Raw genomic sequence first — 26299 nt, forward strand, 5'->3', positions numbered from 1 at the left:
AATGTCGCATTTCAGCAATGAAATAGCGATTTTATTACAAAGAATTCTGATCGATAAGAATCGGGTCATGTATTCAACCTCAACAATAAGGAATGAATAATGACAACAGAACATCATGGGATGAAGCCATTAGAGGGTATGTCAGCGTATTGTGTACGCGGACACTATGAGACAAAACAACGGGATGATCGCTTCGGTCGATTATTCAATCATCTTCCACCGGCCTACACACAGAGCCACATCCTTGAAGCTATCGGTGCCAAGAACGGTCCGATGGATGGCAAATCAAAGAATGACCGTACAGACACTGTCCCGGTCGGCATGGTGTTCTTCGGCCAATTTGTAGATCACGACATCACGCTGGACGCCTCCACTACCTTTGACAGCGTAGTCGACAATCCCGGCGAGATCGCGAATGTGCGTACCCCCACGCTGGATTTGGACTGCATCTATGGGCTTGGTCCGGAGGCCCAGCCATACTTGTTCAGTCAGGACGGCGCTTTTGCTGGCGCGAAGCTGCTGACCGGAGCAGACAATCCCGGGCAGAACGGCCTTCGCGAGCATGACCTTTTGCGCGCCCCGAACGATCGCGCGATCATCGGCGACCCGCGCAATGACGAGAATCGCGTTATCAGCCAGATCCAGCTCGCGATCATCCGCTTCCACAACCATGTGTGCGATACGCTTCACGCAGAGGACGGACTGGAAGGGCATGGCCTTTACGAGGAGGCCCGCCGCCAAACGACATGGCACTACCAGTGGGCAGTCGTGAACGACTTCCTGACGGATATGTGCGGACAACCCGTGGTCGAACAGATTCTCGGCTGCGGACGGCAGGTCTATTGCTCAAACGTGCCCTTCATCCCGGTCGAGTTTTCTGTTGCTGCCTATCGTTTCGGTCACTCGATGATCCCGATGAAAGTGCAAGTGCAGAAAGGCAAAGCCGCACTTGAACTGTTTGGCGCGATCCTGGGTAATGGTTTCGATGCACTGACAGATCCAAAAGGCGTGGTCGATTGGCACGAATTGCTGTTCACGCCCGAGAACCGACAGGTCGAGCGCGCGCAGAAGCTCGACCTCAAGCTGGCAGGTGACCTCTTGCAGCTTCCTTTCATCACCAGCGGCGAAGCTTCTCTGGCGACCCGGAACCTGCTGCGCGGTAACACCTTCTTACTGCCCGGCGGTGAGAAAGTCGCTGAAGCAATCGGCTGTGAACCGAAGCAGATCGAGAAGGTCCTCAAGCGGATTGCCAAGCTGACGAAGGATCTGGAACCGCCGCTGCCTGAACACGGGATTCCGTTGTGGCTTTACTTACTGGCCGAAGCGGAAGTGATCGGCAGGGCGGAGCCAGACGGCAGCACCAAGGAAGGCGAGGCTCTCGGTCCGGTTGGCGCGACCATTGTTGCAGAGACCATAATCGGATTGCTTGAGCTGGACGAGCACTCCTATCTTGGCGCCAACCGCAACTGGACCCCGCGCGCGGAGTGGAACACGCTGGGCAAGCTGGTGACTGTCGCCCAGCCATAGGATCGGCTTGCTCACAATGCCCCCGTAGCCCGCTTGCTCAAGCGCGATAATCCGTGCAGACAGCGAGCGGGCATTCAGGGACATTGCATGACACAACAGGCTGCACCGCCGCGCACTGTGGGCTTTTGGGGAAGCTCGCTGCTTCAGCTCAATGGGATGATTGGCTCGGGAATCTTTGCCCTCCCAGCGGTCCTTGTCGCAGCGGTCGGCAGCTTTGCGCCGATGATGATCGTCATGGGGTTCGTCCTCATCCTGCCGCTCGGCTTTGTATTTGCATGGCTTGCCACGCGCTTTGACGGAACCGGCGGCCCGGTGCTTTACGGACAAGCGGCCTTCGGTAATTTTGTCGGCTTCCAGGCTGGCTGGGGCCGATATGGATCGGGCTTGATCGCGCTTGCCGCAAACACTCACGTTATGGTGAGCTACTTCGCAGCGCTGTTTCCTGTGCTTGAAGAGCCGGTCTTCGGATCGAGCGCCGTGGTTGCAACCATCATCGTGATGACCATCATCAATCTTGTCGGCATGCGCAGCTCCGTGAACGCGCTTGGCGCACTTACAGTGCTCAAGCTTGCCCCTCTTGGTATTCTGGTGCTCGCAGCGGTTTACGGCGGCTACACGTCGCCCGACATCGTATTGCCTGAATTCAGCCAGGCAGAGACGGTTATCTTGCTGACATTCTATGCTTTTATCGGCTTTGAAGGCGTGACTGTTCCTGCCGGCGAAATGAAGGATCCCAAGCGTCAATTGCCACGTGTCATCATCTCGGTCTTGGCTGGGGTGACGCTGGTCTATGTGCTTATCATCTGGGCCTATATGGCCATCGCGACCGAGCCGACGGGAAATGAGAATGCGCTCGCTGGCGCAGCGGGTATCGCTCTAGGTCAGGCGGGTACGGTGATGATCGTGCTTGCCGCAGGCTTTTCCATCATGGCCAACAATTTCGGCAGCCTGATCATCGTGCCGCGCATGTCTTTTGGGATGGCAGAGCAAGGGATGCTGCCGCGCTGGTTTGCGAAAGTCAGCCCGCGCTTTCTCACACCGTCAAATGCAATCCTCTTTTACGGCATCGCCGCTGCGCTGTTCAGTTTGACAGGCGGCTTTGCGGCGCTTGCGGCGGCGAGCACGCTTACCCGATTGCTAACCTATGTCATTACCGCATGCTCTCTCCCCGTGCTGGAAAAGCGCGAAGGCGGGATCAATCCGTTGCATCTAATTGTCGCGACCCTCGCGCTGATCTCATCGCTATGGGTCTCAACCCATGCGAGCCAGCAATCGTGGATCACGTTCCTGGGCTTCGTCGTTGTCGGGACGGTCCTCTATTTTGTCGCACGACGAGAACCAGAAGACTCCTGACGAGACATGAGCAACAGCTTTGATGCCATTGTCTTGGGCGCAGGGGCCGCCGGCCTGATGTGCGCCGCGCGTGCGGGACAGCGCGGCAAGCGCGTGCTGGTGCTCGAAAAAGCGGAGAAACCCGGCAAGAAGATCCTGATCTCCGGCGGCGGGCGCTGCAATTTCACCAATATAGGTGCGGGCCCTGCGAATTACCTCTCCGCCAACCCGCATTTCGCCAAGTCGGCGCTCGCCCGATACACGGCGCGCGATTTCCTCGATCTGGTCGAGAATTATGACATCGCATGGCATGAGAAGACGCTGGGGCAGTTATTCTGCGATGGCTCGGCCAAGCAGATCGTCGCAATGCTGCTGGCGGAATGCGACAAGGCAAAAGCCGCTGGCGGCGAAGTCATCGTGCAATGCGATGCAGACGTGGAGTCGGTGAGCCTGGAGAACGAGGTTTTCACCGTTTCGACAACGGACCAGACCTATCGCTCGCTCGCATTCGTGATCGCCAGCGGAGGACCTTCCATTCCCAAAATGGGCGCAACGGGCTTTGCCTATGACCTGGCGCGCCAGTTTGGCTTGCAAGTGGTCGAGCCGCGCCCTGCCCTTGTTCCGCTCACACTGGGCGGCGAGGAAGTGTTGTTCCGCGAGATTTCGGGCGTCAGCGCACCAGTGGTCGCGACCGTCGGCAAGAAGAGCTTTCTCGAAGCCGCCCTGTTCACGCATAAAGGGCTTTCCGGCCCCGCGATCTTGCAAGCCTCTTCCTACTGGAAGCCGGGTGAGCCGATCCTCATCAACTTCACGCCTGACTTCCCCCGCGATTGGCTGCTCGAGCGAAAGCGCGAAACACCGCAAGCAAGCCTGCGCCAGATCCTGCGCGAATTCCTGTCGGACCGGTTGGCCGATATCCTTGCTGATAAGCTCGGCATTTCCAGCGAGCTCAACAATGCAAGCGACAAGGCCCTGCGCGCGGCGGAAGAACGGCTCGCGCGCTGGACTTTCATGCCCAATGGCACGGAAGGCTTCGCCAAGGCCGAAGTGACGGTCGGCGGCATTTCAACTTCGGAACTGTCCTCCAAGACGATGGAAGCAAAGAACATCCCCGGCCTCTACGCGATTGGCGAAGCCGTCGATGTGACCGGCTGGCTCGGCGGTTATAACTTCCAATGGGCCTGGGCGAGCGGAGTCGCGGCTGGCGACGCAATCTAGCGGATTGCGTAAAAGAATCGCGCCGACATCGTCCGGCAATCCGCCGAATCTCCCTCAATCCGTAGCGTCAGCCCCTACCGCTTGCGTGAAGTTGTGCATTGCAGCGCATCTCTGCTAGTGATTAACACTTGACCGGTAAAAAGCTGGCATCCGGAGCAGGAGGGCAAGTTGCAGCAATTGCAAGGAATGGATTCATCGTTTGTAGCGATGGAGTCACCGAACTCGCCGATGCACATCGGCAATCTCCTGATTTATAATCCTGAAACCGCGCCTGACGGATTTGTCCGCTTCAAGGACATTCTCAATTTCTTCGAAAGCCGGCTGCGCCTGTCCAAAACCATGCGCCAGCGCTTGGTGCGCGTGCCGCTCGATCTGGATTACCCCTATTGGGTCGAGGATCCGAATTTCGATCTGGAATACCATGTCCGCCACATCGCCCTGCCGAAACCGGGTGACTGGCGGCAGCTATGCATCCAGACCGCGCGCATCCATGCTCGCCCCATGGACCTGACCCGTCCGCCATGGGAATTCACCGTCATCGAAGGTCTTGAAAACGTTCGCGATTACCCGCCGGGCTGCTTCGCATTCGTCACAAAGGTCCATCATTCCGCGATTGACGGGATGAGCGGGATCGATCTGATGGAAGCCATCCATACGATGACGCCATCAACTGCGCCGCCCAATGTGCCGGACGAATGGGAGCCGGAGAAGATTCCTGGTCCTGCCGAGCTGCTCGGCAAGTCCTATGTCAACGCGCTGCTCAATCCATTGAAGCAAGTTCAGGTCGCAGCGCAGACGCTGCCGGGCGTCGCAAGCGCGATCAAAGGGTTGATCACCCGCGACTTCAAGCTCAGCACGGATCTGATCCCCCCGCGCACACGTTTCAACCGCTCGATTTCCGCGCATCGCGTCGTCGAAGGACGCACCTTCCCGCTGAAAGACATCAAAACCATTCGCGCCTTGCTGCCAGAGGCCAAGGTGAATGACGTGGCGATTTCCATCATTGGCGGGGCTTTGCACAAATACCTTACTGCCAAGGATGATCTGCCCAAGACAACCATGACCGCGATGGCGCCCATTTCGGTTCGCTCTGAAGAAGAGAAAAGCGATATGGGCAATCAGGTTGCAGCCATGATTGCACCATTGGGCACACATCTGCCCGATCCGGCAGAACGGCTGGAATATGTCTACAAGCAGACCAGCAATTCCAAGGCGATGACCAACGCGCTGGGTGCGCGCCGGATGACCGAAGTGAGCAAGGTGAACCCCTTGCTTTACATGGCTCTGGGTTCGCAATTGTTCAGCCGCGTCAGCATAGCGCACCGTCTGGCCATGCCGTTCAATACCGTGGTCACCAATGTACCGGGGCCGCCTATCTCGATTTATACCGCCGGCGCGCGGATGGAGAGCATGGCGCTTTCGCTGATCTGTCTCACTGACGGTTTGGGCCTTGCCCATGTCGTGCAGAGCTATCGCGACGAGGCCTATATCAGCTTCACCGCATGTCGTGACATCATGCCGGATCCGGAGTTTTACTCCGAGTGTCTGCAGGAAAGCTTTGACGAGATGCTGGCGGCAGCAAAGGGCGCTGCAAACAAACCTGCTGCAAAGAAAGCAGCACCTGCCAAAACCGGCGCGACAGCGAAAAGCGCGAGCAAGCCTGCTGCGAAAAAGCCTGCGGCCAAGAAGCCCGCCGTAAGAGCCTTACGCTCTGCACCAGCGAAAGCCGGCGCGACCTCTAAGGCGGCGCATGCTCCGGTAGCAAAAACGACTTCTGCTAAGCCAAAGCGATCAGCTCCCGCCAAGACCGGTGCGACAGCGAAGAGCGCGAGCACGCCTGCGGCGAAAAAGCCCGCGGCCAAAGCGAAGCGAGCTGCACCTGCAAAGACAGGAGCCACTCGCAAGTCCGCATCGAAAAAACCAGCGCGGCGCAAACCAGCCGCCAAGTCCGCAGAATTTGCCAAAAAGACGGGGAACAAGCCCGCTAAATAAAACACTATTCCAGGAGGGGAGCACTTTTGACTGCCATTACTATGCCGAAGAGCGATTTCGACCTTGAACAGGACTTTATCCCGCGGCCACCAAGCCGGTTCTGGGCGCTTGCGGAAGGTCGCGCTTTCTTCGAGCTAGGCGCGTTCTACATGATGCGCCCGTTCCTTTCGCAACTGCCCAAGGGCGATGGCCATGCGGTCAAGGTTCTTCCCGGCTTCATGGCGACTAACAATTCGACGTCCCCGATGCGCCGTCTGCTCAATGATCTGGGCTATGACGCGCATGGCTGGGACAGCGGACGCAATGTGCGTGTCGATGATGCCCTGCTTGGCCGGTTGATTGCACAGCTCGAACGGCTGAATGATGATACCGGTCGCAAGGTCTCGCTGATTGGCTGGAGCCTCGGCGGAGTGCTTGCGCGCGAGCTCGCAAAACTCCACCCGGACCGTGTGCGGCTGGTGATTTCGCTCGGCAGCCCGATTTCGGACGATCGTAGCCACACCAATGCGGCGCGCCTGTTCGAGTTCTTCAACGGCAAAGAGCCTGAAGTGATGAAAGGCGGCCGGTTTGAAGGGTTGGACGTTGCCCCACCCGTGCCTACGACTTCGATCCTGACAAAAACTGATGGCGTTGTGCATTGGCGCGGCTCTGTGCAAAAGCCGAGCAAGACACCGACTGAAAACATCGAAGTTTATGCCAGCCATCTGGGCCTTGGCGTGAACCCCTCTGTCATGATCGCCATCGCGGACCGGCTCGCGCAGGAAGAAGGCGAATGGATGCCGTTCGAGCCTTCGCTTGCACAGCAATGGATGTATCCCACCACGGGCTATAGCGAGTAAAGCCGCTTAGCCTCGCTGGAGACAGTCAGAACATCTTGCGCAAGTCTATTCCGAGATAGCGTCCGGTTGGATCGATCAGATCCGGCTGGAACGCGACTGGTACATCGCCATTGCCATCGCGCACATCGCGGCGCGCATTGAAGATGTTGTTCGCGATGAAGCTCAATCGCAGATTGTTGGCAAAAGTGTCCTTCGCATCAAACACTTCGCCAAGATTGAGGAAAATCCGCGCGTCAAAAGTCAGCAAGTCGTCGAAGAACAGATCGGACGCCCCGGTGGGATCGCTGCCATTCAATCGCGCTTTGCCGGTGTAGCGGCCTGACAACCGCATGCCCTTCCCCTGACGGAAGATACCGCCTTCCAGACGGCTTGAATGGCGTGCCAGACCGAACGTGCCGGTCGCATTGCCGTCCAGCTGGTCGAGCAGCGGCACGCCTTCTGCGATAAGGATGGTGTTTTCCAGCTCGATCGTATGCGTCAGATTGAGGAAATAGCGCCCTCGCCCATCGCGGCCGAACCCGCGCGAAACAATGCCAGGAGGTCTGCCGCCGCCACCCGGGCGGGCGCCTGTCGGCGGACCACCTTGGCCTGCACCGGGTCTGCCGCCACCCATCATCGACGGGTCCATGCTGCAAATCCGTTCGCGAAACTGGCCAAGGCGCTCGGTATCGACAGTGTCATCTTCGCGCAGGAAACGCTCGACCATTTGGCTCGCGCGCTCCGCATCGAAGTCCGGGAATTCAGCAGACAGGTCTTCGCCGCGCGCAACAGCCTCAGCAAACCGGGTAAGCACTTCCAAGCCATCGTCGGCACAGATACGCGCGCGCATGGCCATGAACCGCTCGCGCTGCTCGGCTGATGGGCCTTGTCCGCTAGCACCGGGAGGAGGACCACCTGCTCCAGTTGGACGACCGGGAGGGCCGCCTGCGCCTGGGGGCGGACCACCGCGAGGAGCCGCTGCGCCAAAGCTGCCCCGCGTGGTGAGACCGAAGACCAGTCGCTCGGACCGCGTTTCCTCATAAGTTACAAATCGTTGGTCGAGCGCAACCAGCTGGCCATTGCCATCGCGCGTGACGCGGTCGGGAAAAGCATCTTCAATCGCTTGCGTAAGCGCTGGGAAACCGCTGGTCACATCCTCAGAGGTGTTGCGGACATATTCGACGTTAAGGCGGGTGTTATCCCAGAAAGGCAATTCCCAGTTTGCCCCGAATTTCCAGTCGCGCTGCTGCTCATCACGCAGATTGGCATTCCCGCCGGACGTAAGCGTCACAAGCACCGTCTCGCCATTGATCAGATCAAACACCGGAACGTTCAACGTCTCGATAACGGGGCTGCCAAGTTGCGTCAGGCTGGGTGCGACTTGCGTGAGGATATAGGTGCCGGTCAGCGTTAATCCGCTCGCCGGAACCCATGTAAACCCTGCGCTTGCGTCGGTCAGCGTGCCGAAATCGGAGAGCTCTTCGATCCCGCCGCTGAAGTTCAGCGTAAGTCCGCCAATCGCGCCCCAAGCACCGCCTCGGTCAGCAATGGGGATCGCGACATTGGCGCCCGCTTCAAAGCGCGAGCGATCGAGTTTGGTTTCCTGCAGGGTTCGCGTGTCCGAGCTCTTGATCTGCAGCCAGTCGAACCCCGCATCCAATGTGACGGAGACCTCGCCCGCAGGCAGCAAAATCGGATTGCCATTCAATGTGATCTGATTGTCAGAACGCAGCGTGCGATTGGTCGCTCGCTCTACATCCAGTTCGAGACTTTCAGGTAGCACGCCGTCGAGCGCAAGCGTGCCGAGCAGCGCTGCATCTTCAAGCGTTTGAGTGTCGAATGGCTGATCGATCAGCGTGGTCGTGTCAGTCGCAGTGCCATTGGACGTCGCTGTCATCTGCCAACCGCCCAAGCGGCGTGAATGGGTAAGGCCGACAGAGAAATTGTCGCTATCGGTGCGCCGTTCGAGCGGTGTGTCAGCGCCGAATGTGCGAAACTGTGTGTTCCCAATACCGTCGGTCAGCAAAACCGAGTTCAAGCCGGAAAGGCTGCGGCTCTCTGACCGCTCATAAGTCCCGTTAAGCGTAAGCAGACTGCCGTTGTCGGGATCGGATGTCGTCCAGTTTAGCGTTGCTTCCGCTTGCGTCTGATCCCCCACAAGACTGCGAAAGCGCGCCGGATCAGGGTCGCCGACGACTGTGCTTTCAGAACCGTCGGTCTGGTCGACATCGCGCTCAGCCTCGGTCAACAATGTGCGATCATTGATTTCAGCGTTGAAATTCAGCCGGTTGCCTTGATCAAACTTGAGATAGGTGAACTCGACTTCGCGCGCGGCATAACCGCCATCCGAGGGCCCTTCCCACTCCAGCTCAACTTCGCGACTGTTGTAATTCTCTTTGAGAATGATGTTCACGACGCGCCGATCAGGCGGAAAGCCAAAGCGCTGCGCGACTTCCTCGGGCATCACTTCGACTTTGGCGATGGCTTCAGGCGGATAAGAGCGCAATTCGCGGAAACTAGAAATCCGCAAACCATTGACCAGGATAGCAGGCGGTCCGCCGCCGCCCCGCCCGCGCGACGATCCGGTTTGCGGCGCGATAACAGCCAGCAGTTCTGTGATCGAGTTCGCCCCGATGCCTTCAATATCGGCTTCATCCAGCTCCAGCACCGGTGCTTGCTCCACCTGCAATTGCCCTCGCAACCGCTCGCCGCGCACGATGATCGCCCCTTCGTCAGGGGCCTCGATAGCCGGCGGCGGCTCGTCTGCAGCTGTTGCAGGCTTATCAGCGGTTTGCGCCTGGATTGGCGCCGCGATCAGGCACAGCAGGCACGTGCCAGCCAAAAAGGAAGTGGGGGACTTCATGGGGATCGGCTTTCCAGTAGAGGACGCTTGGTGGCAAGCTGCTGAATTGTAACATCTTGCATCACCGCGCTTGAACACCACATTACAACGCAAGCACACAGAATTAGCTCCCCAAACGCATGAGGCTTCCCTTTTTTCCCTCACGCGGCTATTGGGCGCGCCACTAACTCGGTTGAATACGTAGATAAGGAATTACATGGCCAAAGAAGAACTCCTCGAAATGCGCGGCAAGGTGGTCGAACTGCTGCCTAACGCGATGTTCCGGGTCGAGCTCGAAAACGGCCATGAGGTCCTCGGGCACACCGCCGGCAAGATGCGCAAGAACCGCATCCGTGTACTGGTGGGCGATGAAGTGCTGTGCGAACTCACGCCTTATGATTTGACCAAAGCGCGGATCACCTATCGCTTTATGCCGGGCCGTGGCGGCCCTGGGCAAAATGCCTCTCAGGGCCCTGGCCCACAATAATCGGTGGCGCTGAGTGGGCGCTGCTGACCCCATGCAACTTATCCTCGCATCTGCTTCGCCGCGTCGGCGAGAACTGATAGCGCGTCTCGGGCTCGAGCCTTCTGGGATTGCGCCTGCTGACATTGACGAAACGCCGCAAAAGGGCGAACTTCCGCGCGATTATGCACAGCGCATGGCACGCGAGAAAGCGCTCGCAGTGAATGCGGAAGGCCATGTGCTAGCAGGCGACACGGTTGTTGCCGCGGGACGACGTATTCTGCCCAAAGCCGAGGACGAAGCGACCGCACGCCAGTGCTTGGATATACTTTCAGGTCGCCGCCATCGCGTGTTGTCTGCGATTGCATTGAAAGCGCCCGATGGAACCGTGCGAGAGCGCCTTTCCGATACAATCGTGCGCTTCAAACGGCTCTCGACTGAAGAAATCGCGTCATACCTCGCAAGCGGCGAATGGGAAGGCAAAGCAGGCGGCTATGCCATTCAGGGCGCAGCGGAGGGGCTGATCCAGCGTATCGATGGGAGCCATTCCGGCGTGGTTGGCCTACCGCTCTATGAAACGCGAGCGCTTTTAAAAGCGGCAGGGTTCAAAATTGGCTGAGTGGCTGATCGAAGACGGCATTGGCGAACGCCGTGCGCTTCTGGTCGATGGCGAAGACGTTCTGGCAGCGAAGCTCATTTGGCCGGGCGAATTGGCTGCAGGCGAGCTGGTCGATGCGCGCCTCACTTCCAAAACATCCGGTGCGCGCCGCGGGCTTGCTGTAACAGGCAAGGGGCAGGAACTGCTCGTCGATCATCTGCCAGCTGATGTCACGGAAGGCGAGACAATCAAGCTTACCGTCACCCGCGCACCCATTGCAGAGCGTGGCCGCTTCAAGCATGCACAAGGGCGGGTCGTTAGAGAGGCAGTTCAAGAGTCTCCGCTATGGCTGGAACAGGCGACTACGGTTCGCGCATTCTCGCCGGATCATTGGGACGAGATCTGGCATACGGCATCATCAGGCGAAGTGGCCTTCGACGGCGGCTCGCTGTTGTTCAGCGTGACCCCTGCGATGACATTGATCGATGTCGATGGAGAAGGAAGTCCGCGTGACGTGGCTCTGGCCGCAGTGCCGGCCATCGCTCGCTGGCTTTCGCTATTTGACCTCGGCGGCAATATCGGGATCGATTTTCCGACCATCGAAGCGAAAACGGACCGGAAAGCCGTGGACAGCGCGCTGGCTGACGCGCTTGATCACTGGCCGCATGAACGCACGGCAATGAATGGCTTTGGCTTTGTTCAACTCGTCGCCCGACTCGAGGGGCCCTCATTGCTGCATCGTTTCGCGACTTCTCGCACGGGGATGTGCGCAAGGATGGCACTCCGTCAGGCTGAGCGTGCCTCAGGAAACGGGAATACTCTGCTTCTGAGAGTGCACCCTGCCCTTAAGGCCAAGCTCAAACCGGATTGGATTGACGAACTTGTCCGGCGCAGCGGTCGAAAAGTAGAGATTGAGACAGATCCGGGCCTTGCGCTCGAAACACCTCAAGCCCAGATTATCGACCAATGACCTCACGCAAACTTTGCCCCATCTGCAAGAAACCTCGCGACCACGCGCTCAAGCAGCGAAGCGGTAGCGCAAAAGAGAATCCGTTCGCTCCATTCTGCTCCAGCCGCTGCAAGGACCGCGATCTCGCGCGGTGGTTTGGCGATGGCTATGCAGTGCCCGGAAGACCGGCAAGTCCGGAAGAGATCGCTGGCGAAATCGTACGCGAAGAGCACGACTGAGATTCCCGCCAATTGGCACTTGCCAAAGCGCGTCTGCCACGCCATAGGGCGGCGCTCCAACCGCGCGCGGCCATATCTGATACCGCGCTCGCATGGATGCCTCGGTAGCTCAGTTGGTAGAGCATACGACTGAAAATCGTAGTGTCGGTGGTTCGATCCCGCCCCGAGGCACCACCTTTTTCTAACGGTGCTGAGAGTTAGACCCGGCGAATGGGCAGGTCTCTGCTAAACCTTGCTGGTTTTCGGCTCCAACTTCGTCAGGCCTGCGTGCTTATGCTCGCCCTGGAGACTTAGGCTTGGAAGTCAGCCGACGATCCAAAAACGCCGGCTTCGAATTGATCCCCGGCCCATTGATGGATTTCGTAGTCACGAGCATATCTTTCCGCGATCTGATCCCTTGCGGCAAGGAAACTTTCGTCTGTTTCGATAACCGGACTTGCATTTAGTTTCTTTGGGACAACCCCGCCGGCATCATAGCGGACTGCCATGTGCTTGAGCCCTTCTTCTAGACGCTCGAATGGAATGAGTGCATCACAGACAAGATTATCATTCTCATCTTCAAATTTGAGATGCTGCGGAATTACTTGAGAAAAGTTACGCGCACACCAGTCATCCAAGAATTCTTCAAAGTTCATATTGCCTGTATACAACCTCGGATCAGCGGCAAAATTCTCATGCCTATGGGACTTATACAAACTCCACAGCCAATCGCGCGGTTCACGGATAACGCCCCAAACAAAGAACTCATCGAAAGGTATTTTCTCAAATAGCCAGGCGAACTTTTGCTTAATCTGGTGAACAGCGTCGTGCTTCCCCCATTCGGATCGAACGATCCTGATGTCTGCCATATGCTGAAACATGTTCTCGACGCTCGTCGAACCGGTTTTCAACCCAGCAACAAATATGATCTTTCGCTTGATATCGATTAGCATGGTTGATTCTCTGATATTGAAACACTGCAGAGGACGCCGACATATTGGAAGTCGATTCAGACTCTATTTCCTTCCTCCTTCACGAAAGGCCCCTATCCTGTCGAGATTTCCAATCGTCACCGCCTCAATGAAATCGAGGCGCATTACTGGGTCCGCCGGGAAATAGAGCAAGAAGCCCTCGACAAAATAGGTGGGTCTGGTCCCATTACGGTTTCTATGCGCATTGAATTCTACTACGTAGCTTGAACCAGCCTCCGAAGGTGAAATTTCCAGCTGAACCCATTTCTCCTTACCGCTAGGTAGTTCCCCATCGATCACACGGTCATCAACCACAATGGAATAGTGACAAAGTGCATTCTCATCGCCACGCAGCTTGATCATCAGACTCAAGCCCTCGTGAGGCTCATTCAGGCGAAAGCTTAGCTGACCCTGTGCATCCTTAACCCGGCAACCCCTCTCCTCTGGCCAATACCACCCAAGACCGGATCGATATGTCTCGGCAGAACGCATGCCCGTCCAAACGTGCCTTGACGTATTTCGGGTCAGAGAATGCCAGTGCCCTATGTACGCTTCCGGGGCGCTTAGCTCATCCTCCGACTTATGAGCGGTTCTGTCCTGCTGCGCTTGAAAAGAACTCAATTGAGAAACAATCTGGTTCGCTAATTCAGACCATGTCCTAGGGGAATATTCGTCAGCGATACGCTCCTCAAGCTGAGTAAGGTATTCATCGTCAGTGACTAGTCGCTCGGCTTTCGCAAAAAGATCTTCAGCATTGCCAGATTCTGCATAGACTGCGAACTCACCGCCGGCTTCAGGAAGTGAGGCTGCATCCGACGCTAGGGGTACCCTGCCGTAACAAAGCGACTCTGTTACAGGCAGACCCCATCCTTCATAGACGCTTGGATAAAGTGTGAAGCGGCAATTCTTATAAAGAAGGCCCAGCTCTGCATCTGACAATCCAGAAAGCATAAGAACATTATCCTTGAGCGCCATATCCGAATCGAGCTGGTCATAAATCTCGTCGTTCAGCCATCCGCGATTTCCGACACACACGAGCTTGGGCACATTGGAAACACCGAGCTTGTCGATCAGTTTGGACCAAGCTTCAAACGCAAAGAGATGACCTTTTCTAGACTCGATCGTGGACACGAAAAGGACAAACTTGCCAGGTTCGAGTTGCCAATCTTCCAGCCTGTTGAGCTGCGCCAGCGTGCTTGCATCTTTTCTAAAGTCGCTATCCAATGGAATGACGGCGATGCTTTCATCCTTAACTTCATGACCGAGCAATGAAGCGACCCCTCTAAGATCTTTTGCCGTGTACTCAGAATTGACTAAAAAATAGTCAGCGTGATCGAATACACCTAAAGCCCAGCTGATAAAGTCTTGTGTCAGTTCACGTGTACAATGCTCCGATGCCATTATTGGGATCATGTCATGAACAAATGGGATGTATTTAATGCCTCGCGTGGCCTTGGCATGGCGCACGTAAAGGAAGTAGTTTTGCAACCACCAACTCGTTCCCAGATTTACAAGTGTCGCACCGCGCGGAAATGTAAACGGAGGGCTCAGTGTTAATCCCAATTGCAGGTCAGACAGGAGAGCTTCCCATTTCACTTCGTCCTCTTCCCCACCTGCCACGGCAAGTTCACACAACTGAGTGAACATAGATGTTGGAACACTCAGCCATTCATCGCGACCTTGCGTAAAACAGCACAGCATTACAGCTTCACTATTTCCAGTATCTAAGGCAGCTATGATTGTTTCGATCTGAACTCGCTGAATGCCTGTAGGTAACCTGGCGTTACGCCAGTAGGATACGAGATCGGATATATCGAAGACTACTGTGTCATAGCGAGCTTGGTCAGCGTCCAGGTCGTGCCGCTGAAGCGACAGCTGCCTACGACTGATCTCTCGCAAACGGCTTAAAAGGGGGGCTTCTAATTCACGTTCCGGAAACTGATGGATCAGCTCACTCAGAGCTGAGCTGCCTCCATGACGAGCTTGCCGTGACAGCAAGTCGAGCAACTCCTCCTCTTCGCGCGGGGCATCCAGTCCAACGTGGCAAGCCGCCAAGAAGTGTTCGATTGCTATTTCGAATTTTCCAAGATTCTTAGCCGCATGTGCTGCGTGAACCAGTGTCTCAGTATCTTCCGGATCTAACGCAATTGCTTCCTGATATGCCCGCAATGCAAAGGACAAATCATCCTGCTCTTTCAATGCATGGCCAAGCTGCACCCAAATGTGGGCGAGGCTTGCATCTTGCTTCACCGCTTCAGTGTAATGTACCGCCGCACCCTTCCAATCCCCGGCATCGCGTGCTGAATCTCCCATTCGAATAGAAACCTGGAGAGGAGTCTCTGTGATCCGTTCGGCCGACTCTGCGGACTGTGTTTTCTTTTTGAACATAAGGTTTGAAGCTCTCGATCATTTTCGCGTCCGAGCCAGTCCTTTGCGGACAAACGCTAAGGGCTTGCACATCGCTACATTTGCACAGCCATAATGCGAAGGCCATAACCTCAAGAAATGGTAATCCGAAGCCTGCGTCTAGCGAAGGCAAGAGGAATTTTTCGCACCTTGGATCAGACTTATCAGTAGGCATTTGTCAGTAGGCATTTGGGGACATTCACTAAGCTATACAAACGAAACGCAGAGATAAATCCGCTCCAAACTCTAACACCCAACACTTTGCTGCCCCATTGGTCTCAGGCCGTGCAGCGATTGCAAGACGAGCGCATTGCGCCTATGGAGAATGCCTCGCCCCGGTAGCAGCGACGCAGACCTGCATCGCCTCGCCGGGGCGGCGTGTTTCTATCACTCGGAAAGCCATTGCACATGTCCCGTCGTCGCCAGATTTACGAAGGCAAGGCCAAGATCCTTTATGAAGGTCCTGAGCCCGGAACTATCATCCAGTATTTCAAGGATGACGCGACTGCTTTCAACGCGGAGAAAAAGGGCACAATCAACGGCAAGGGCGTGATCAATAACCGGATCTCCGAAGCGGTGTTCACCCGTCTGGCGCATATCGGCATTCCGACGCACTTCCTCCGCCGCTTGAATATGCGCGAGCAGCTGGTCCGCCAGTGCGAAATCATTCCGATCGAAGTGGTTGTGCGCAATGTCGCGGCAGGCTCGATCTGCAAGCGTTTGGGCCTGACAGAAGGAGATCCGCTGCCGCACACGCTGATCGAGTATTACTACAAGGATGATGCGTTGGGCGATCCGCTAATCGCGGAAGAGCATATCGCGGCGTTCAATTGGGCAAGCCCTGACGAGATGCAGGACATCGCCAGTATGGCGATCCGCATCAACGACTTCATGTGCGGTATGTTCGCAGGCGCGAACATCCGCCTGGTCGACTTCAAACTGGAATTTGGCCGTATTTTCGACGGCGATTTCAGCCGCGTCATTCTGGCCGACGAGATCAGCCCTGATGGCTGCCGTTTGTGGGACATGACTTCAGGCGAGAAACTCGACAAGGATCGCTTCCGCCGCGACATGGGCGGCGAAGAAGAAGCCTATCGCGAAGTCGCACGTCGCTTGGGTCTGCTCAACGAGGACACAGGACCTGGCGAAGTGTTCGACATGTCGAGCCATCGCAGCCGTTTGCGCGGATCGCCCACGCCGAAGAAATAAGGCGCGGCGCGACCTGAAAAGCCGCGTTCATCGCCTTGTCATCAAAGCAAATTTAGGCCAGCAAGCACTTATGCGTTTGCTCACATTTTTGGCCGCGAGTGCGGCATTCATCACCCTTCCCGCTTGTACTACAATTGAAACCGCTGCAGCGCCTGCGCCTGAAGTAGCTGCGGCTCCGGCTGAAGCGCTATCTGACGAACCGGTCTGGGCTTTCGAAGCGAGCGACGTCCCGGTCGATCCTGCCTTCCGCTTTGGCGTGCTGGACAATGGCATGCGCTATGCCTTGCGCTCCAACGGAACGCCTGAAGGCACTGCGCTCGTGCGGCTGCATATCGACTCAGGCTCGCTCGATGAAACCGATAGCGAGCAAGGCCTCGCGCACTACTTGGAGCATATGGCTTTTAATGGGTCGACTAATGTCCCTGAAGGCGAAATGATCCGCCTGCTCGAACGCAAGGGCCTCGCTTTTGGGGCCGACACAAACGCATCGACGGGTTTTGAAGCGACGACTTACAAGCTCGATCTGCCGAAAGCGGAAGAGGACTTGCTGGAAACCGCTCTCATGCTGATGCGCGAGACCGCAAGCGAGCTCACCATCGCACCTGACGCGGTTGAACGCGAGCGCGGCGTGATCTTGGCTGAGCAGCGGGACCGCTTCAACTTCTCGTACAAAGAGACCGTCGACAGCTTCCGCTTTATCGGGCCGGACGCACGCTTTGCTGAGCGGCTGCCAATTGGAAAGACAGAAATCCTCAAAACAGCGACAGCTGATGATCTGCGCGGCTTCTACGAGCGAACCTATGTGCCTGAAAACACGACGCTCATCATTGTAGGAGACTATCCGATCGAGCTGCTCGAAGCGCGGGTGCGGCACTGGTTTGCGGACTGGCAAGCAGGCCCTGACCCAGTCGAACCGGAAACCGGGCCGGTGGACATCTCGCGCCGTGGCGAGACCGATATCAACATTGATCCGGCTTTGTCAGAGCAGCTCAGCATTGCCGCACTGGGCAGCTGGCAGGATCGACCCGATACGATCGCGAACCGCCAGCAAGCGCTCCTGAGACAAGTCGGATACGGCATCATAAACCGGCGCTTGGCGGCTTTGGCGCGTGGCGGTGATGCACCGTTCCTCAGCGCAGGTTTTTCAACCTCTAACGTTTTCGAAGACGCACGCATGACGGGGCTCACTATCAATTCTGAAAACGGCGAGTGGGAGAAAGGGCTTGCAGCAGCGGCACAAACCGTCCGCCAAGCGCTCGAATACGGCTTCAGCGATGCGGAAGTCGCCGAGCAAGTCGCGAACATCCGAACCTCACTTGAAAATGGCGTCAGCGGAGCTGCCACGCGGAGCAACGCCGCTTTGGTCAACGCGGCCATCAATCTGATCCAACGCGAGCGCATCCCCTCGACGCCGGAAAGCAGCCTCGCACGGTTTGAAGCCTTTGCCGATCAGATCACAGCCCAATCCGCCTGGGATGCAGTAAAGTCTGATGCGATACCGCTCGACAATCCGCTGATCCGTTTGCGTGGTCGCGAAGCACCCGTAGGCGGCGAAGAAGCTTTGCGCGCTGCGTGGAGCGCAGCAGCGAGCGCGCCCATCGCGCAGCCTGATTTCGGCGATGAGAAGGCCTTTGCTTACACCGATTTCGGCAAACCCGGCGTCGTAGTTTCGGACACAATTGACGAGCGCTTCGGCTTCCGGCTCATCCGCTTCGCCAATGGTGTGCGCTTGAACCTCAAGCAGACCGATATTCGCAAAGACCGTATTCGATACAATCTCGCGCTTGACGGCGGCAACTTGCTGAACACGCGCGAAGCCCCGCTTACGACGGCCTTGATCGCTACGCTTCCGGCAGGCGGATTGGGTCAGCATTCTCAAGACGAACTCGCAACCGTGCTTGCCGGTCGCTCTGTAGAGTTGAACCTCAGGAGTGGCGCGGATGCTTTCACTCTGGCTGGCGGCACGACCCCACGCGATCTCGAGCTGCAAATGCAGCTGCTCGCTGCAGCGATTACCGATCCCGGCTACAGAGAGGAAGGCGAAGAGCGGTTCCGCCGTTCGATCGCTGATTTCTTCGCGCGCCTTGATGCGACGCCCGGTAGTGCGCTGGGCAACGCTCTGGGCGAGATCCTGTCAGACAATGACCCGCGCTTTTCTCTGCAGGATGAAGAGGATTACCGCGCGCTGACTTTCGCAAGGCTGCGCGACGATGTGTCCGACCGTTTCGCCAATGGCGCGATTGAAGTCGCACTCGTCGGCGATTTTGACGAAGACGCCGCGATCGCTGCTGTAGCATCGACGCTTGGCGCGCTGGAGCCGCGCGAAGCCGACTTCCTGCCGCGCGATGAGGCGCGAATACGCAGCTTCACGCAGGATCGCTCCTTGCGCACTTTGACGCATACAGGCGAAGACAATCAGGCGCTTGTCCGGATGACCTGGCCGACGCGAGATGACAGCGATCTTACAGAAGCGATGCGTCTGGCTGTCCTGGCCCGCGTTGTGCGGATCGCCTTGCAAGAGCAGCTGCGCGAAGATTTAGGCAAAAGCTATTCGCCAAGTGCAGGTAGCTCTACATCGCGCACATATCGCGATTACGGCACTTTTGCCTTGGCAGCCTCAGTTGACCTCGACGATGTCGAGGAAACCCGCGGCGCCATTGACGCGATGCTGAAGGACCTACTCGCTAAACCGATCGATGCCGATCTCCTTGATCGTGCGCGCCAACCGCTGCTCGAGCAGTATGACAACGCGCTGAAGTCACTCGGCGGATGGATGTCTCTGGCCGATCGCGCGCAAAGCGAGGCCGACCGGCTGGACCGGTTCAATCAAGCACCGGACATCCTCAAGGCAATGACACCGGAGGAGCTGTTTGCGACCACGCAAACCTATCTCCAGCCGGAAGACGCGGTCGAGGTGTTGATTGTACCGAAAGCCAAGGCGGAAGCAGCGGTAAACAAATAACGCACTTGCGCTTGGTAGTGGGCAAGCCAAGCACACGCATTGCGCGACGCGGCACTCTCGCTATAGGCACGCCAGTTAAGCGCTGATCGCGGCGCAGACGCCTCAACAGGAAAGCCCGGCCCATGAAAGTTCGCATCCTTGTCCGCTTGAAACCCGGAGTGCTCGATCCGCAAGGACGCGCGGTTCACCACTCGCTGGAAGGGCTCGGATTTGACAGTGTCGAGGACGTCCGAATCGGACGGATGATCGAGCTTGATGTGGCTGATGGCACCAGCGACGAAGCGCTCGATACGATGTGTCAAAAGCTCCTCGCGAATATGGTGATCGAAGACTACACGATCGAGAAGCTGGAGAACGCGTAATGGCTTTCACCTGCGCCGTTATCACGTTCCCCGGATCCAATTGCGACCGCGACATGGCGGTGGCTCTGGAACAGATCTCCGGCACTGCGCCGCTGCGTATCTGGCATGGCGATGCAGACTTGCCGGACCGGCTCGACTTCATCGCGCTGCCTGGCGGCTTTTCCTATGGCGATTATCTGCGTTCCGGCGCGATGGCAGCGAACAGTCCGATCATGCGTTCCGTTGTTGCAGCGGCGAAGCGCGGAGTGCCGGTCCTCGGCGTCTGCAACGGCTTTCAGGTGCTGACGGAGAGCGGACTTTTGCCCGGCGCTTTGATGCGCAACGCGGGCCAGACATTCATCTGCCGGACCGTCGCTCTTACGGTTGAAAACAACCAGTCGCTCTTTACGGGCGGATATGACGCAGGCGAAACCATCCATATCCCGGTCGCGCACCATGACGGCAATTATTTCGCTGATGGAGAAACGCTTGACCGCATCGAAGGCGATGGACGTGTCGCGTTTCGCTATGCCGAAAAAGTGAATGGCTCGCGCCGCGATATCGCGGGTATCCTCAATGCAGAAGGCAATGTTCTGGGCATGATGCCGCACCCGGAACGCGCGATTGAGCCAGAGCATGGGACCGCCGATGGCAGACGCCTGTTCGAGGGTGCCATCAACGCGCTGGTTTCCGCTTAAGCCGACGAGCTGACACGTTTCAGGCGCGCTTGCGCCGCATTTCTTGGAATATCTTCAAGGTCTCTTCGCCGGGCATGGGACGCCCGAAGTGGAAGCCCTGGATCTTGTCACAGCCCAGATCGCGTATAATCTTGGCTTCTTGGGCATTCTCAACGCCTTCTGCTGTCGTCGTCATGTCGAGGCTCTGCGCCATCGCGACCACTGCGCGCACAATTGCGAGGCTTTCTGCTGCATCTTGGGCCGCACCTTGCACGAACAGCCGATCAACCTTGATCGTCGAGAACCGCAGTTTGCGCAGATAGCCTAGCGAGGAATAGCCTGTCCCGAAGTCATCGAGTGCTACGCTACAGCCCAATGCCATGACTTGCTCGAGCGCGCTGCGAGCGACCGTGGCATCGCGCAAGAAGATGCTTTCCGTCACTTCGATTTCCAGCCGTTCAGGGCGAAGGCCTGTACTTGCCAGCACTTCCACGACTTCGTCGGCAAAATCGGGCTCAAGCAGCTGTTCTGGCGAAACGTTGACATTGACCTTGATGTGCTCAGGCCATTCGCGCGCTTGCTTGCAAGCTTCGCGCAGGACCCACCGACCAATAGGCACGATCAGCCTTGTGTCTTCTGCCAATGGGATAAACTTGCCGGGGCTCACAAAGCCATGGTCCGAGCTGTTCCAGCGCACAAGCGCTTCGAAGCTAACAATGCTCTCATCCTGAGCGTCAACCACAGGCTGATAGTGAAGCAGCAACTCTTCTTTGCTGAGCGCGCTGCGCAAGGACAGCTCCAAACGGCGGCGTTCTTCTGCGTAGGCGTGCAGGACGGGCTCAAATGCGAAATGCTCGCCTCCGCCTTGATCCTTCGCGCGGTACAAGGCCAAATCGGCGTTGCGCATCAGTTCTTCGACTGTGCATCCATCGCGAGGCCCCACAGCAGAGCCGACGCTAGCGCCCACATAGAGCGTGTGATTATCGACCACGTATGGTTCGGACAGCCGCTCAATCACGCGATTAGCGAGTTTGGCGACCAATTGCTGATCGCTCACTTCACGCATGACGATCGCGAATTCGTCACCGCCCAGACGTCCGCAAAGATGGTTGTCGGTCATGAGAGACTGCAAGCGGTTTGAAACCTGCGCAAGCAGCTTGTCACCCACCTGATGGCCTAGAGAATCGTTCACGGATTTGAAGCGGTCCAGATCGACCATCATGAACGCGCAGCGTCCGCGCCAATGTTCGGCATAATGCAGCGCTTCGCCCAATGCTTCGGTGAGCTGCATCCGGTTGGGCAGGCTGGTGAGCGTGTCATAGCGCGCAAGGTAAGCGATCTTTTCAGAGCTCTTGCGCTGCTCTGTCACATCGGAGCCGACCCCGCGAAACCCGTTGAACTTGCCGTCTTCATCGAGGATCGGTGTGCCCGAAAGCTCCCACCAGCGCTCTTCCCCGCGGATGGTGACATGCACGAAGAGGTTGGAGAAGTGCTCCTTGTTCTTCAGCCGCTCAGCGAGCTCATGCAAGCTTGGCGGGAAGTTTCCGCTCTTCCAGCCTTTGCCTGCAATCAGCTCAAGCAGCGGGCGGCCCTCGACTTCCTCCTGCTTATGCGCGAGCGCGAAAGCAAAGCGCGGGCTGACCGCGCGCAGACGACGCACAGGGTCCACCTCCCACAGCCAGTCCGCTTCGTTCTCTTCAAATTCGCGCAGCAGCAAAGAGACGACTTCGCTCTTCTCTGCAACGCCTGCTTCCGCAAGCCGGCCTTTGAGATAGTTTGAAGCCACTTCAATCGCGCCTAGCAAGGCAAAGGCGACAAAAGTCGTTGCAACGGCGGCCAGTTCCTGCTGGCCGTCCCGCACGAGACTGATGACACCGCCAAACCCGGCAATCAGCGTGAACGATGCGGTCGCAAGCGGAGCCGCTGCATTGAACGTGGCAGAGCCCAGCATGATGACGGCAATCACCGACCAGCTCACAAGCAGGTCGACGAAGCTGCCATAGGGAGCAAACATGACGAGCGGCACGGCCCAGAGTAATCCGGACAAAACCCCTGTCAGCGTCTGCCGGTTGAACTCACGTTGGGTAACCCCGCGCCGATCCACATCGATCAGTGTCTCTTCGAACTGGACCCCGCGAACATGGACCATCGCAAGCGCAGCGTACCAAACGCCGAGCCACCCGATCCACACATCGCCATAATAGGTTTGCAGGACAATGATGGCGAACAGAAGATGCGCCACCATTCGGTAGCGCGAGATTTGCGGTAGGGCTGAATATTGCAAGCCGCGCAGGCGCGCCCAATGCACTTCGTCGCGACGGTCCAGACCAAGGACATCGGCGAAGGTAAGCCTAGTAACGGGCTGAAGCTCAGAAGAGTCGTGTTCGCTCACTCAATCTCGAGTAAGCACGAAAGGTTATCGCACGCGATTCAACGAGGGTTAAATCCGAGTTAAAGCGCTGATTTAAAGCCAGTCTTGCTGGCTGACTTTTCCCAGTTGCGGCCATCGAATTGTGTGACCGTCGCGTCAGGCTTCGGGCCATCATCAAGGCAACGGAAATGCACGCTCCAGCAATCCGGATGAGAGCGGGGCTGATAGAAGCTCTTCACGCCGCAATGCTTGCAGAACAGATGCTGGGCTTCCTTGCTGCCGAAGCGATAGTTTGTGAGAGCATCTTCGCCAGCGAGCAAGGTGAAGTCGCCATGCGGGACGAATAGATGCAAATAGCCCGATGCGCTGCAGATCGAGCAATTGCAGTCGAGCATCTCAACCGATTGCGGCACGTCAGCTTCGAACCGGACCGCTCCGCAGTGACATCCTCCAGTGACCTTCAGTGTCGCTGCGTCGCTCATTCGACTGTGACCGACTTTGCCAGATTGCGCGGCTGATCGACGTCTGTGCCCTTCACAACTGCCACGTGATAGGCCAGCAATTGTACCGGCACCGCATAGACCAGTGGTGCGATCAGCGGATGAACCTCGGGCATCTCGATAGTCGCCATGCAGTCTTCGCCCGCTTCAGCGAGGCCCGCCGCATCAGAAATCAGGACGATCTTGCCGCCGCGCGCGCGGACCTCTTCCATATTGGACACTGTCTTCTCAAACAAAGGGCCGGAAGGCGCGATCACAACGACAGGTACATCGTCATCGATCAACGCGATGGGGCCATGCTTCATCTCGCCCGCCGCATAGCCTTCGGCATGGATGTAGCTGATTTCCTTGAGCTTCAGCGCCCCTTCCAGGGCGAGCGGATAATCCTGCCCGCGCCCGAGATAAAGCACATCGCGCGCAGGCGAGATCAGATGCGCCATGCTCGCAATGTCATCGTCGTGGTCGAGTGCTCGGTTCAATGCCGCAGGCGCTTCCAGCAAGTGCTCGACCACTTCCTGCTCGGCCGCACGATCCATCAGGCCTTTCTTGACTGCCATATGAGCAGCGAGAGCCGCCAGCACTGCCAGCTGGCAAGTGAAAGCCTTTGTTGAGGCAACGCCGATCTCCGGCCCGGCATGGGTGGGCAAAAGCAAGTCCGCTTCGCGTGCCATGGTGCTCGTCGGCACATTGACGATCACACCGATCGTCTGCCCGTTTTCCTTGCAATGGCGCAGCGCGGCGAGTGTATCGGCGGTCTCGCCGCTCTGACTGATGAACAGCGCCAGTCCGCCTTCTTCGAGCACTGGTTCACGATAGCGAAACTCGGAAGCCACATCGATGTCGACGGGCACGCGCGCGAATTGCTCGAACCAGTATTTCGCCACCATTCCGGCGTAGTAAGACGTACCGCAAGCGACGATGGTCACACGCTTCACACTGGAGATATCGAAGTCGAACTGCGGCAAGGCCACCGAGTTGTCGGACTGCCGCAAGTAAGAGCCTAGCGTCTGCGCGACGACCGTCGGTTGCTCGAAGATCTCTTTCTGCATGAAGTGGCGATAATTGCCTTTCTCCATTGCAGCGGCGGACGCACCCGAGGCCCTGACTTCTCGAACAGCGGGATTGTTCTCGACATCGAAGATCTCAGCGCTGTCGCGTGTGATGGCGACCCAATCGCCTTCTTCGAGATATGCGATCTGCTGCGTCAGCGGCGCAAGTGCGAGTGCGTCTGAGCCGAGGAACATCTCGCCCTCGCCATAGCCAACGACCAATGGTGAGCCTTGCCTTGCGCCAATCAGCAGCTCGGGATGATTGCGGAAAGTGATCGCAACAGCGAAAGCTCCGCGCAGACGAGGTAGCACAGTCTTGACTGCATCTTGCGGGCTTGCGCCGTTTTCAACCTCTCGCGAGATCAGATGTACGATGACTTCGCTATCGGTTTCGCTGGCAAATGTGCGGCCTTCGCTCCGCAGCTCTTCGCGCAACTCCTTGAAGTTTTCGACGATCCCATTGTGGACGACTGCCACCTGATCGGTCGCATGGGGATGCGCATTCTCAGCCGTAGGCGCGCCGTGCGTGGCCCAGCGTGTGTGCGCGATGCCGACAGTGCCAGGCACGGGCTCGCTCGCCAGCGTTTCCACCAGATGGCTGAGCTTGCCGGGCGCTCGGCGCCGGATCATCTCGCCATTATGCAGTGTGCAGACGCCCGCACTGTCATAGCCGCGATATTCCATGCGCTTGAGGCCTTCGACCAAGCGGTCTGCAACAGGCTCGCCGCTCACAATGCCGATAATGCCGCACATGGTCTGGTCCCCCAACACTATTCAAGAAAGGCCAATGACGCAGCTTCGCTGAACCCGCGATTGACCCCTACCTCATCTACGAGCCTCTAGCGGTTTCAGCGGTCCTGTGAAACGTCCTTTGTCATGCTGCCTCTGTCTTTTGACGCGCCCCACAAATAAAGCCCCGCGCCTATGATGATGGCCGCACCCAGCAGCGTCAGCGCGTCGGGCACATCACCGAACCATAGCCAGCCGATAAGCGTTGCAACCAGCATCTGGATATAGGTGCAAGGCGCAACTTGTGATGCGCCGGCGCGCGTTGTGCCGAGATAGACCATCCAATGCGCGCCCGTTGCAGTGCATGCGACAATCGCGCAGCGCAAAACCACATCCCAGCTCGGCGGCCCGAAATCGAGCATTTCAACACCCGAGAATTTGGCCATCACTGCAAGCGCAGTCAGTACGGTTGCCGCGACGCCCGCCATGTAGAACTGCATGGCGAGCGGGCTACCCCGCCCTGCCGCTTTTCGGTTGAGCACGATCATGAGACCGAAGAAGAATGCAGAAACCAATGGAAACATTGCCGGCAGACCCAGCTCCAGCAAATTCGGGCGCAGAATGACCACAACGCCGATCATCGCCATGCCGGAAGCAATCCACACTGGCGCGCGAACCCTCTCGCCCAGGATCGGTCCGCTGAGCAAGGCCGTGAAGACAGGGGCAAGGAAAGCGATGGCCATCGTTTCAGCCAAAGGCATGATGTAAACCGCTGAAAAGAAGCATACCGAAGCAACTGAGACGCATACGCCTCTGCCAATTTGCAGCCATGGCTGTGCAGGTTTCAGCGCAGCGATTCCTTCAGTCTGCGAAAGGAATATCGCCAATCCGATCGCCCCAATGACGAAACGCAAAGCCGCAACGGGCAAAGCAGGCCATACTCCTGCCATGCTTTTGATCACACCATCGCCCACTGAAAGCAGCGCAAAGCCGGCCAGCGCCAGCAGCAATCCACTGCGTTCCGTATCTTGCATGTTGGTTAGTGTCCTCAAGCGAATAGGCCGTCGCAGCCGCGCTAGGGCAGTTCGCACACTTTGGAAAGCGCCGATCTTTTCTCCGTAAAACCA

General features: G+C 57.5%; 20 protein-coding genes and 1 tRNA gene. 14 read left to right on the forward strand and 7 right to left on the reverse strand.

The window, feature by feature from the left end:
* Nucleotides 1-273: 273 nt before the first annotated feature.
* From HUO12_RS06615 to HUO12_RS06635, 5 genes are all read left to right on the forward strand, one after another.
* Entirely contained in the window at nt 274-1527 is a 1254-nt protein-coding gene (locus tag HUO12_RS06615; protein WP_232367324.1) for a peroxidase family protein, read from the forward strand.
* Nucleotides 1528-1614: 87 nt separating this feature from the next.
* On the forward strand, nt 1615-2880 hold the full coding sequence (locus tag HUO12_RS06620; protein ID WP_176272833.1) for an APC family permease: 1266 nt from the start codon (nt 1615-1617) through the stop codon (nt 2878-2880).
* Nucleotides 2881-2886: 6 nt separating this feature from the next.
* Nucleotides 2887-4077, forward strand: coding sequence for a BaiN/RdsA family NAD(P)/FAD-dependent oxidoreductase (locus HUO12_RS06625; RefSeq protein WP_176272834.1), 1191 nt, complete (start codon nt 2887-2889; stop codon nt 4075-4077).
* Nucleotides 4078-4263: 186 nt separating this feature from the next.
* Nucleotides 4264-6069, forward strand: coding sequence for a wax ester/triacylglycerol synthase family O-acyltransferase (locus HUO12_RS06630; RefSeq protein ID WP_176272835.1), 1806 nt, complete (start codon nt 4264-4266; stop codon nt 6067-6069).
* A 26-nt stretch (nt 6070-6095) separates the two neighbouring features.
* Entirely contained in the window at nt 6096-6908 is an 813-nt protein-coding gene (locus HUO12_RS06635) for an esterase/lipase family protein (protein ID WP_232367325.1), read from the forward strand.
* Nucleotides 6909-6933: 25 nt separating this feature from the next.
* Here HUO12_RS06635 and HUO12_RS06640 read toward each other — a convergent pair whose 3' ends face one another.
* The gene (locus tag HUO12_RS06640; protein ID WP_176272836.1) at nt 6934-9750 is read right to left on the reverse strand and encodes a TonB-dependent receptor; all 2817 of its coding nucleotides are present in this window, start codon (nt 9748-9750) and stop codon (nt 6934-6936) included.
* Nucleotides 9751-9946: 196 nt separating this feature from the next.
* On the opposite strand from HUO12_RS06640, the gene infA reads away from it, so the two are divergent.
* The 5 genes from infA to HUO12_RS06665 all read left to right on the forward strand — a co-directional run bounded on the left by infA (nt 9947) and on the right by HUO12_RS06665 (nt 12152).
* Nucleotides 9947-10216 (forward strand): translation initiation factor IF-1, encoded by a 270-nt coding sequence (infA, locus tag HUO12_RS06645; protein WP_176272837.1) that lies wholly within the window; start codon nt 9947-9949, stop codon nt 10214-10216.
* 31 nt (nt 10217-10247) lie between these two features.
* On the forward strand, nt 10248-10811 hold the full coding sequence (locus tag HUO12_RS06650) for a Maf family protein (protein WP_176272838.1): 564 nt from the start codon (nt 10248-10250) through the stop codon (nt 10809-10811).
* Nucleotides 10804-11760, forward strand: a complete 957-nt coding sequence (locus HUO12_RS06655; RefSeq protein ID WP_176272839.1) for a ribonuclease E/G — start codon at nt 10804-10806, stop codon at nt 11758-11760. The genes HUO12_RS06650 and HUO12_RS06655 overlap by 8 nt, the downstream gene beginning before the upstream one ends.
* The gene (locus HUO12_RS06660) at nt 11757-11978 is read left to right on the forward strand and encodes a DNA gyrase inhibitor YacG (RefSeq protein ID WP_176272840.1); all 222 of its coding nucleotides are present in this window, start codon (nt 11757-11759) and stop codon (nt 11976-11978) included. The genes HUO12_RS06655 and HUO12_RS06660 overlap by 4 nt, the downstream gene beginning before the upstream one ends.
* Before the next feature lie 98 nt (nt 11979-12076).
* Nucleotides 12077-12152, forward strand: a tRNA-Phe gene (locus HUO12_RS06665).
* 116 nt (nt 12153-12268) lie between these two features.
* Here the strand turns inward: HUO12_RS06665 and HUO12_RS06670 are convergent.
* Nucleotides 12269-12910, reverse strand: a complete 642-nt coding sequence (locus tag HUO12_RS06670) for a hypothetical protein (RefSeq protein ID WP_176272841.1) — start codon at nt 12908-12910, stop codon at nt 12269-12271.
* Between the two features lie 63 nt (nt 12911-12973).
* Entirely contained in the window at nt 12974-15316 is a 2343-nt protein-coding gene (locus HUO12_RS06675) for a glycosyltransferase family 4 protein (protein WP_176272842.1), read from the reverse strand.
* Between the two features lie 426 nt (nt 15317-15742).
* Here HUO12_RS06675 and purC point away from each other — a divergent pair, with 426 nt between their 5' ends.
* The 4 genes from purC (at nt 15743) to purQ (ending at nt 20544) form a co-directional block, all read left to right on the forward strand.
* Nucleotides 15743-16543: a phosphoribosylaminoimidazolesuccinocarboxamide synthase gene (gene purC / locus HUO12_RS06680; protein WP_176272843.1), complete on the forward strand. Its 801-nt coding sequence runs from the start codon at nt 15743-15745 to the stop codon at nt 16541-16543.
* 70 nt (nt 16544-16613) lie between these two features.
* The gene (locus HUO12_RS06685; protein WP_176272844.1) at nt 16614-19505 is read left to right on the forward strand and encodes a M16 family metallopeptidase; all 2892 of its coding nucleotides are present in this window, start codon (nt 16614-16616) and stop codon (nt 19503-19505) included.
* 122 nt (nt 19506-19627) lie between these two features.
* Nucleotides 19628-19867 carry a phosphoribosylformylglycinamidine synthase subunit PurS gene (gene purS, locus HUO12_RS06690; protein WP_176272845.1) on the forward strand — a complete coding sequence of 80 codons (240 nt, stop codon included), beginning with the start codon at nt 19628-19630 and terminating at the stop codon, nt 19865-19867.
* Entirely contained in the window at nt 19867-20544 is a 678-nt protein-coding gene (gene purQ / locus HUO12_RS06695; RefSeq protein ID WP_176272846.1) for a phosphoribosylformylglycinamidine synthase subunit PurQ, read from the forward strand. Before purS ends, purQ begins: the two co-directional genes overlap by 1 nt.
* Before the next feature lie 19 nt (nt 20545-20563).
* Here the strand turns inward: purQ and HUO12_RS06700 are convergent, their stop codons facing one another.
* The 4 genes from HUO12_RS06700 to HUO12_RS06715 all read right to left on the reverse strand — a co-directional run bounded on the left by HUO12_RS06700 (nt 20564) and on the right by HUO12_RS06715 (nt 26206).
* Nucleotides 20564-22915 carry a putative bifunctional diguanylate cyclase/phosphodiesterase gene (locus tag HUO12_RS06700; RefSeq protein ID WP_332310380.1) on the reverse strand — a complete coding sequence of 784 codons (2352 nt, stop codon included), beginning with the start codon at nt 22913-22915 and terminating at the stop codon, nt 20564-20566.
* Nucleotides 22916-22974: 59 nt separating this feature from the next.
* Nucleotides 22975-23376: a GFA family protein gene (locus tag HUO12_RS06705; RefSeq protein ID WP_176272847.1), complete on the reverse strand. Its 402-nt coding sequence runs from the start codon at nt 23374-23376 to the stop codon at nt 22975-22977.
* A complete protein-coding gene (gene glmS / locus HUO12_RS06710; RefSeq protein WP_176272848.1) occupies nt 23373-25196 on the reverse strand; it encodes a glutamine--fructose-6-phosphate transaminase (isomerizing) in 1824 nt (607 codons plus the stop codon). The genes HUO12_RS06705 and glmS overlap by 4 nt, the downstream gene beginning before the upstream one ends.
* Nucleotides 25197-25291: 95 nt before the next feature.
* Nucleotides 25292-26206: a DMT family transporter gene (locus tag HUO12_RS06715; protein ID WP_176272849.1), complete on the reverse strand. Its 915-nt coding sequence runs from the start codon at nt 26204-26206 to the stop codon at nt 25292-25294.
* Nucleotides 26207-26299 lie beyond the last annotated feature (93 nt).

It is taken from the genome of Altererythrobacter lutimaris, assembly GCF_013371495.1.
Lineage (GTDB): Bacteria > Pseudomonadota > Alphaproteobacteria > Sphingomonadales > Sphingomonadaceae > Erythrobacter > Erythrobacter lutimaris_A.

Bases quoted from the DNA above. Each gene is read 5' to 3' on its own strand.
- HUO12_RS06615 (WP_232367324.1), top strand. From the start codon at position 274: ATGGATGGCAAATCAAAGAATGACCGTACAGACACTGTCCCGGTCGGC.
- HUO12_RS06685 (WP_176272844.1), top strand. From the start codon at position 16,614: ATGCGTTTGCTCACATTTTTGGCCGCGAGTGCGGCATTCATCACCCTT.
- HUO12_RS06625 (WP_176272834.1), top strand. From the start codon at position 2,887: ATGAGCAACAGCTTTGATGCCATTGTCTTGGGCGCAGGGGCCGCCGGC.
- HUO12_RS06620 (WP_176272833.1), top strand. From the start codon at position 1,615: ATGACACAACAGGCTGCACCGCCGCGCACTGTGGGCTTTTGGGGAAGC.
- HUO12_RS06650 (WP_176272838.1), top strand. From the start codon at position 10,248: ATGCAACTTATCCTCGCATCTGCTTCGCCGCGTCGGCGAGAACTGATA.
- purC (WP_176272843.1), top strand. From the start codon at position 15,743: ATGTCCCGTCGTCGCCAGATTTACGAAGGCAAGGCCAAGATCCTTTAT.
- HUO12_RS06705 (WP_176272847.1), bottom strand. From the start codon at position 23,376: ATGAGCGACGCAGCGACACTGAAGGTCACTGGAGGATGTCACTGCGGA.
- purS (WP_176272845.1), top strand. From the start codon at position 19,628: ATGAAAGTTCGCATCCTTGTCCGCTTGAAACCCGGAGTGCTCGATCCG.
- infA (WP_176272837.1), top strand. From the start codon at position 9,947: ATGGCCAAAGAAGAACTCCTCGAAATGCGCGGCAAGGTGGTCGAACTG.
- HUO12_RS06640 (WP_176272836.1), bottom strand. From the start codon at position 9,750: ATGAAGTCCCCCACTTCCTTTTTGGCTGGCACGTGCCTGCTGTGCCTG.
- HUO12_RS06660 (WP_176272840.1), top strand. From the start codon at position 11,757: ATGACCTCACGCAAACTTTGCCCCATCTGCAAGAAACCTCGCGACCAC.
- HUO12_RS06675 (WP_176272842.1), bottom strand. From the start codon at position 15,316: ATGTTCAAAAAGAAAACACAGTCCGCAGAGTCGGCCGAACGGATCACA.
- purQ (WP_176272846.1), top strand. From the start codon at position 19,867: ATGGCTTTCACCTGCGCCGTTATCACGTTCCCCGGATCCAATTGCGAC.
- HUO12_RS06715 (WP_176272849.1), bottom strand. From the start codon at position 26,206: ATGCAAGATACGGAACGCAGTGGATTGCTGCTGGCGCTGGCCGGCTTT.
- glmS (WP_176272848.1), bottom strand. From the start codon at position 25,196: ATGTGCGGCATTATCGGCATTGTGAGCGGCGAGCCTGTTGCAGACCGC.
- HUO12_RS06630 (WP_176272835.1), top strand. From the start codon at position 4,264: ATGGATTCATCGTTTGTAGCGATGGAGTCACCGAACTCGCCGATGCAC.
- HUO12_RS06670 (WP_176272841.1), bottom strand. From the start codon at position 12,910: ATGCTAATCGATATCAAGCGAAAGATCATATTTGTTGCTGGGTTGAAA.